Annotated in this window: 7 protein-coding genes and 1 pseudogene; all 8 read right to left on the reverse strand. The window is 55.8% G+C overall.

The window, feature by feature from the left end; translation table 11 throughout:
* Window positions 1-116 precede the first annotated feature (116 nt).
* Window positions 117-842: an SDR family NAD(P)-dependent oxidoreductase gene (locus ACLP2E_RS01080; RefSeq protein WP_442464907.1), complete on the reverse strand. Its 726-nt coding sequence runs from the start codon at window positions 840-842 to the stop codon at window positions 117-119.
* A gap of 154 nt (window positions 843-996) precedes the next feature.
* A complete protein-coding gene (locus ACLP2E_RS01085; RefSeq protein ID WP_442464908.1) occupies window positions 997-2,349 on the reverse strand; it encodes a DUF4910 domain-containing protein in 1,353 nt (450 codons plus the stop codon).
* A 5-nt stretch (window positions 2,350-2,354) separates the two neighbouring features.
* On the reverse strand, window positions 2,355-3,431 hold the full coding sequence (locus tag ACLP2E_RS01090) for an NAD-dependent epimerase/dehydratase family protein (RefSeq protein ID WP_442464909.1): 1,077 nt from the start codon (window positions 3,429-3,431) through the stop codon (window positions 2,355-2,357).
* 35 nt (window positions 3,432-3,466) lie between these two features.
* Entirely contained in the window at window positions 3,467-4,120 is a 654-nt protein-coding gene (locus ACLP2E_RS01095) for a PIG-L deacetylase family protein (protein WP_442464913.1), read from the reverse strand.
* Complete coding sequence (locus ACLP2E_RS01100) at window positions 4,117-4,914, reverse strand: sugar phosphate nucleotidyltransferase (RefSeq protein ID WP_442464910.1); 798 nt, start codon at window positions 4,912-4,914, stop codon at window positions 4,117-4,119. Before ACLP2E_RS01100 ends, ACLP2E_RS01095 begins: the two co-directional genes overlap by 4 nt.
* Window positions 4,911-6,212: a methyltransferase domain-containing protein gene (locus ACLP2E_RS01105; RefSeq protein WP_442464911.1), complete on the reverse strand. Its 1,302-nt coding sequence runs from the start codon at window positions 6,210-6,212 to the stop codon at window positions 4,911-4,913. The genes ACLP2E_RS01100 and ACLP2E_RS01105 overlap by 4 nt, the downstream gene beginning before the upstream one ends.
* A 150-nt stretch (window positions 6,213-6,362) precedes the next feature.
* Window positions 6,363-6,932 carry a dTDP-4-dehydrorhamnose 3,5-epimerase gene (rfbC, locus tag ACLP2E_RS01110; protein ID WP_442464912.1) on the reverse strand — a complete coding sequence of 190 codons (570 nt, stop codon included), beginning with the start codon at window positions 6,930-6,932 and terminating at the stop codon, window positions 6,363-6,365.
* A 273-nt stretch (window positions 6,933-7,205) separates the two neighbouring features.
* A pseudogene (locus ACLP2E_RS01115) lies at window positions 7,206-7,734 on the reverse strand (hypothetical protein); the annotation flags it as partial.

The raw sequence follows: 7,734 nt of genomic DNA on the forward strand, positions 1-7,734 counted from the left end.
CCGGCTCCGACAACGAGGCAATCGACCGATTCCATTGAGGCCGTTTTCCCGGTCCGCCCAAGCCTAACCCGAGGACGTCAACCTGCTGCAAATTGCACCTCGATACATCTTTTCGGTTACGACTTGATCATCGGCCTTATCGAGATGTCCGTCACCTCTGCGGTGCGCGGCAGACAAAGAGCGTTGACGATGACCGATGCGACATCCTTGGGTTGCAGCAGGAGCTCCGGCCGGTAGGTTTTTCCCTCCATCTGATATATTCGCTCCTGCATCTCGCTTGCGGTCCGTCCAAGATAGACGCTGAGCACGCGAACGCCATGCGGATTGATCTCCGCCCGAAAGCTGTCGGCGATCGCCTTGAGGGCGTGCTTCGAGGAATCGTACTGCGCCGTCGTTGGCTTCGCTGCGATTCCACTGCTCGAATTGATGAAGACGACCTGTCCATGCCGTGCTTTCAGCATCGGCAACAAGGCTTGCGTCAAGGCATAGGGCGCCCGGACGTTCGTTTGATAGAGTTTGTCAAAGTCGGAAAGGTCGGCGTCCCCGACCGGGGCGGCCGCGAACATCGCGGCGTTCAGAACGAGAATGTCGAGATGCGCGAGGTCAGCCTTGATCCGTTGGACAGCCTCGAGTTGGCCCGAGTTGGTCGAGATGTCGACAGACTGAACTGCGGCGTTCACTCGATATTCGCGCGCCTCGGCGGCAACTAGCTCCAATTTGTTCAATCGCCGACCAATCAGGTAGACGTCGGCTCCTGCTTCGGCAAACGCCAGGGCCACGGCTGCGCCGACGCCTGCGCTTCCTCCGGTGATAACCGCCGTCCGGTCTTCGAGCGAACCCATTTTTCAGGCCTCACGTCGCCTTGCCACTAGACCTGCCCGACACACAGGATATGGCTGGGTTCGTTGACAGGCGTTGTGCCGTTGTCGAGGGCGGCGTTATCGCTGTGTCGAATTGTCCCGCCTCAACCTTCGGTCCGACAACGACGCCACGATATCATGACGCCGCGCCCGTCGCGCAAGAAGTCAACAGGCCGTGCGCCTGAAGGACCTGAGCCACTCGGCGAATGACTTCGAAAGGCAGGTCGGAACGTTCGGCGATGTCGAGCAAGGAATGGGCGCCGTCGGACAGATTGAGCACCCATAGCATGGCCATATTCTCAATCGCGATATCCTTTTTTCCTCCGATACTCCTATAGAGTCCTCGCCTTCCCAGTTGCGGTTCGCATTTCGGGATTGTGTTGCAGTAGGCACCGTCGTTCTCGATGATATCGATCGTCCTGGCAATCACGCTATAGGACTCAAGCAAGTGCTCCGGCTTTATGAAAGAGAGATTGTCAGCCGACGTGTGATATTGGGGAATTGTTCCGTGCTTGCTGCGTTGAAATAGACCGACAGGCAGATTGAATCCTGGAGAGCAGTACTGACGTTCATCGTAGCCATAGGGCGAGAAATCTTCAATTGTGGGCGTCAGCCCGGAGTGGCGAAGAACGTGTGTGACCACGCGATCGATGGCCGAATCGCCGCGGCGGCTTTTCTTATAGGTTGGACCGCCCCCGTCGCCCACCATAGAGACGACGAGCCCGTGCTTGATGCGGCCGCTGGCCTCTTCGTTGCGCGCCAACCAGGCAATCGCCCCTATCGTCCCTGGCGCGAAGAGAAATCTGTAGCTGTACCGGGTTTTCAACCCGATCATCCGCCGCGCAAGCTCGGTCAGGAGCGCAACTCCGGAGCAATTGTCATTCGCGAGCGATGGGTGGCAGACATGTGCCGAAAGAAGGAATTCGTCGTCGGTCTCGCCTTCGTGCAAATACTCGCCATAGGTCAAGAATCCGTCTTCCAGGCTCGAATCGATGACGGCTTCGTAGGTCTCGTCCCGAAGCGCCTCGAGCTGTCGTTGAGTCATGCAGAACGCCCAGTCCTCGGCGTAATAGGAGGTCCGGTACGGGATCAGATCGGGCTGCTCAGGCAGCGTGTGGACGTGCTTTTTGAGCTCAGCCAGCGAAAGCCGCTTTCGCACGGGGATGCTGTAACTCATGACTTGAAGGTTGGACTTGGCAAAGTCCACGACCTTGGCGCCGTCGCCGTCCCTTATGTACGCATCACGGATGTTCCACTCGCGCGGAATCGTCCAGTCGAAGACCGCAGTTCCCGTGGGAACTTCGCGCATCTCCAATGCGACACGCGAGCCGATTTCACGTAACGTCCGCCTGACGCCGTCGCCAGTGATGCTCCGACAAATGGGGAATATGCGGGCTGCGAAACTGAAGATTTCTTCGCCCACGTTTTGAGTAACGAGTTGTTCCCCGAGATCTGTCTGAATCTCAATGCCGAGCGAACCGGGCGACATGGCGCTCAGATCTGCGCCGGCATGGCGAGCGCAGCACGCTCGCTGCGCAACGGCTGCACGTGCCGCAGATTTGCATCGAGGACGCCATCCGCGAGCAGCTTCTTGATATGGCCGATGCGCTGGTAGCGGGGCCCCTCGAACTCTTCCAATGTCAGGCCCGACGACCGGTACGCCTTATAGAGTTGCTCCGCTCCCATCCGTGCGTCCCAGCGAGGCTTAAAGGCCGGCAGCTTACGGCGGATCTTTTCGAAGCTCACGCGGTAGGAGCGCTTGTCGGGGCCGGCGTCGGCGGCGAATTCTATCCTGCATCCCGGCACGACTCCGGCGACAATCTCGGCCAAGTCCCGAATCCGGTAATTGTGGTCCGTCTGCCCGACGTTGAAGGCTTCGTTCCACACATCGTTCGCAGGCGCCTCGAGCGCGGCGATCAGCGCGCGCGAGATGTCCTCGATATGAACGATCGGCCGCCACGGGCTGCCATCCGACTTCAAATAGATCTTACTTGTCGTGAACGCCCAAGCGACGAGGTTGTTCAAGACAATGTCGAAGCGCATTCGCGGCGAAAGGCCGTAAGCGGTGGCTGGCCGCAAATAGACTGGACAAAACCTGTCGTCCGCCAGGCGCGAGATGTCGCGTTCGGACATCACCTTCGATTCGCCATAGGCGGTGACGGGATTGAGGTCTCCGGTCTCATAGATCATCGCTTCGCCCGCCTGACCGTAATTGCTGCAGGAAGAAGCAAACACAAAGCGACGGACGCCGACCTCTTTAGCGAGTTCCGCCAACCGGACGCTTGCGCGATGATTGACGTCGTCGGTCAGGCTCGAGTTCAGATTGCCGAGGGGATCGTTGGAAAGAGCGGCCAAGTGAATGACGCCATCGAACCCGGCGAGATCGGCAGCCACGGCGTCGCGCGTATCCCTGCTGATAGTCGGTACGTTGGGCAGCCTGCCGCCGGCCGCGAAAGTGCAGCGCGAATAAAGATCGCTGTCCAGGCCGACCACCTCATGGCCAGCCTCAATCAACATCGGAGAAAGAATCGTGCCGATGTAGCCTCGATTTCCAGTCAACAAAACTCGCATTGTCTTTCCTCTTAACGACTCAAGGGAGATCCTATTCAACCGATGGTCAATTTGCGACCTTCGAATGCTTCAGCGTAGCGCTCGGGTGCGCGACATTCCATTCCTCTCAGCCTCGCCAACCCGAGAAACGTATCGGCGTCAAACCATTGCTTTGAGCGCTGGCTGCCGAAATGCGAAATCAAGAGATCGACCTTTCGCTTCATGGCGCGGGCTGAAACCGGCACATACAGGTTGGGTTGACCGATATCTCCATCCCACTTTGGGATTTCGTACTCGAGGATGCAATGGTCCCGAAATGTATTCCAAGTGAGTCGACAGACCTGCCGGTGGTCTTGATGCGCGTCGCCTCTGCGATGAGTGAAGATAAGGTCCGGATCGACCCGCTCTTTCAGCGTCATAAACCACGATTTGATCGCGTCACCTTGTTCAGGGAAAAAGCTATCCCTGAAAGCCATGATTTCGATCACCGCACGCTCTGCTCCGGACAAGAAATCAGACGCTGAAGCCCTCGCCTCCGACTCCCGCTGCTCCTCTCCGCTCAATACACACCAACGCACATCCAGGCGGACGCCGCGTTCCTGCATGCTGAGAAGCGTCGCCCCGGCCCCTATTTCAATGTCGTCCGAATGCGCGCCCAGGCAGAGGACCGACAACCGCTCTCCGGGGCGAGCGAGTTCTACGGCCCTCACTGAGCGGCCCGATTCTTGATAATCGCCTGCGGGCGCCAAGGCGTCTCGCCGCGTTCGACCATTTCCTCAAGCACCTGTCTGTCCCTCAGAGTATCCATGGCCCGCCAAAAACCCTCGTACTTGTACGCCATCAAGTTTCCGGTCTCGATCAGCCGATTGAATGGCTCAAGCACCAGCTCTTCACCGTCCCGGATATATTCGAAAATCTCCTTGCGAAAAATAAAATAGCCGCCATTGATCCACACATCCGATTGGTTGCTTGAGCGAATTCGTTGTACAGTCCCGCTCTGATCAAATTCGGCTAGGTGAAAGCTTACGGGTGGATGAACGGCGAGGAAGCAACCAATCTTGCCGCTGGCTTTGAACCGAGCGATCATGTCGCGCAGTGGCGCATCGGTCAACCCGTCACTGTAGTTCGCCAAAAAAATCTCTTCATTCTCCACAAACCGCTTTACGGCAAACAGACGCTCTCCGATGTTTCGCCAAATTCCGGTATCGACAAGCGCTACCTGCCAATCAGGTGGTCTTTCTCCGATAATCTCAACTTTGGAGCCGAAGTCAGAAATTATGCAATCGCTGCTTTCCGTAATTTTGTAGTTCAGAAAATAGTTCTTAACAATGTTGGCCTTGTAACCAAGGCAAAGAACAAACTCATTGTGCTCATATTGGCTGTAATATTGCATGACGTGCCATAAGATCGGATGATGGCCGATCGGCACCATCGGCTTTGGTATGTTTTCGGAGTAATCGCGAATACGCGTTCCGAGACCGCCGCAAAACAAGACAACCTTCATGATACCAACTCTCTCGGATCTATCACTTCCACGCGAGGGATTGCCACGATGAATTTGCAGCCCCAATCGCCGACATGCCGCATCTGCTCCACGATCTCTTGCTTCAAATTCCAAGGCAAGATGAACAAATAATCTGGCCGGGCATCGTCGATAGCCGACACCGGATAAATCGGAATGTGCATCCCCGGCGTGTAACGGCCGTGTTTGTAGGGGTTGCGGTCTACGGTGAAATCCAGGAAATCGGTGCCGATGCCGCAGTAGTTGAGCAACGTGTTCGCCTTGCCTGGCGCGCCATAGCCACAGAGCTTGGCGCCTTTCTGTTTGAGCTCAATTAAGAACGACAGCAGCTGCCGCTTTGTGTCGTGAACCTTTTCTGAAAAACTTGTGTAAGTGCTAATGTCCTCAAATCCAATCTGGCGCTCGTGCGCAAGCAGATCGGCTACGGCAGGCGACGGAACGTAGGAGGCGCCGGAATGGCAAAGGTAAACCCGCAAGGAACCGCCGTGGGTAGTTAGATGCTCGACATCAAATACTCTTAACCCATGTTGTTTTGCGAGACGGTCGATTGTAACAAACGAAAAGTAAGAAAAGTGTTCGTGATAAATGGTGTCAAACTGATTCTGGTTAATGAGATGCTCAAGGTGGGGGAACTCAAGCGTAATTACTCCCGTCTCGCCGAGGAGGATTGTCATCCCGCCGACGAAATCATTAAGATCTGGCACTTGAGCGAGCACGTTATTACCAATAATGAGGTCAGCGCGCCTTCCTTCGGAGATGAGACGTCGGGCAAGATCCTGGCCAAAAAATTCCACTATTGTCGGAACTTTTTTCTGCAAGGCGGCTGCCGCAACATTGGCGGCCGGCTCGATACCGGTCACAGGGATGCCTAGTTGAACAAAGTGCTGTAGAAGGTATCCGTCATTGCTTGCAATCTCAAACACTTGATTATTCGCGCCGAGATCGAACCTGGATTGCATCATCACACAGTATCGTCTGGCGTGCTCAACCCAAGAAGTTGAATATGACGAGAAATAACCGTACTCCGTAAAGATCGCCTCGGGTCTGACGTATTCGCGCAGTTGAACGAGAAAGCAATTGCTACAAACAAGAACATGAAGTGGAAAGAATGGCTCCATCTGATCTAATTGATCAGCGGCCAGTACACTTTCGCACAGCGGAGACATCCCCAAGTCGACAAAAGTTGTCTTTAGTGAGGTGTTGCACAGGCGGCATACGGGATAATGAAGCCCGCCAGTTCTGTTTGAAGGCTTCAAGGTAACCGCGACTTCCCCGCTCATGCCATTCCTCCAAAGCCGGCACCGATTAGACCGACGCGGATTGGTCGCCGGTCCATCTCACGCGAATTGAAAGCTGTATCCAAGAGTATCATGCTAAGTCTCCGAAGACGATTAAGCAATAACTGCGATCCAACAGCGTTCCCGCCAGAATCACTTGCGCAGGCTCATCCGCTGTCTGATGGCTAGTTCCTGTTGGTCCAGTGACTTCCACGCTTGGTCCTTCTCAGACATGACGGTGACGGGGAGCGGCCACTTGAGCGCCAAGCGCGGATCGTTATACAACAGTCCGCCTTCGCATTCGGGCGTGTAGAATTCTCCGACCTGATACAGCATTTCCGTTTCGTCCAGCAGCACCTGGTACCCGTGGGCAAAGCGCTCGGGGACGTACAACGCCCGGCCGTTGTCCTCGCTGAGTTCGACAGCAACATGCTCCAGGTAGGTCGGACTTTCGGGACGCAAGTCCACGATGATGTCGAGGATGGCGCCACGTGTTGCTCGCACCAATTTTGCCTCTGCGGTTGGCGGAAACTGAAAATGCATGCCGCGCAGAATTCCTTTTTGCCGATTGAAGGCGATGCCGGCTTGGGCGATGACGGTCTTCAACCCATGAGCTTCAAATTCACGCTGACAGAAAATGCGCGCGAAAAAGCCGCGCGAATCCTCTCGCCGCTCGATATCGACGGTGAATGCGCCCTTTAGCTTTGTCTCAGTAAAGATCAACCTAGACTTCTCCTGCGATCTTTTCTCTCTTCAAAGGCTAGAATCAGCAATAGCTCATACCGGATCAATCGGAGGTACCCGGAATCAGCAAAAACAGTGCCGAAGCCGCAGGAGTTGAGCAATGCGCTTGCCCTGCCTGATACACCCAGCCACACAGCTTCGCGTCATTCTCTTTGGGGTTCGCGACTTAAGATCGACACGAATGGCGCCATGTGCGGTGAACCTTTAGCCGCAGCACCTCCGTTCGAAAGATAGCAATCTGCCAAAACCCTTTTAGAACTGCCAATACAAGAACTCGCTTGGACCGCCAAGCGAGACGACCGCCATCGCTGCGACGGCCGACATTACAACTGCCCAAGGAAGCGACGGACCCCACGCGGGGATTTGGATTCTTCCGATCACAGGCGCGGTCGGCTGCGACTTCACGCCCAGCGCCGGCTCAAACGGCGCCAGGATTTGAAGCGTGTTTGGACAAGCGAGAGCAATGAAGAGAAGCGCGGCGGTCCACATCGCGGCTTTCTCGAAGTCCGTGCCATAGGTTTGAGCGATCGCTCCGACGTCGTGCGGCAGCGAGAAACCGTTCAGTCCGATGACGCCCTTTACGAGGTCAAAGGCCGACCTCACCGTCGTCGCGCGAAAGAATACCATAGCCACGGTCACGGATATGAAGGTCACTACGAAACCGGCCGGCTTCATAATGCGGTCGTAACTCACCCGATCCGGCCAGCGCCGCGCCACGAACGTGCGCCAGCCGTGGTTGATCGTGAGATAAACCCCGTGGATCAAACCCCAAAGGATAAAT

Source organism: Rhodoblastus sp., assembly GCF_052145335.1.
Taxonomy (GTDB): domain Bacteria; phylum Pseudomonadota; class Alphaproteobacteria; order Rhizobiales; family Beijerinckiaceae; genus Rhodoblastus.

What these genes read in the sequence shown, in the direction of transcription:
- ACLP2E_RS01080 (WP_442464907.1), bottom strand. Translation starts at nt 842, where the DNA reads ATGGGTTCGCTCGAAGACCGGACGGCGGTTATCACCGGAGGAAGCGCA.
- ACLP2E_RS01085 (WP_442464908.1), bottom strand. Translation starts at nt 2,349, where the DNA reads ATGTCGCCCGGTTCGCTCGGCATTGAGATTCAGACAGATCTCGGGGAA.
- ACLP2E_RS01090 (WP_442464909.1), bottom strand. Translation starts at nt 3,431, where the DNA reads ATGCGAGTTTTGTTGACTGGAAATCGAGGCTACATCGGCACGATTCTT.
- ACLP2E_RS01100 (WP_442464910.1), bottom strand. Translation starts at nt 4,914, where the DNA reads ATGAAGGTTGTCTTGTTTTGCGGCGGTCTCGGAACGCGTATTCGCGAT.
- ACLP2E_RS01105 (WP_442464911.1), bottom strand. Translation starts at nt 6,212, where the DNA reads ATGAGCGGGGAAGTCGCGGTTACCTTGAAGCCTTCAAACAGAACTGGC.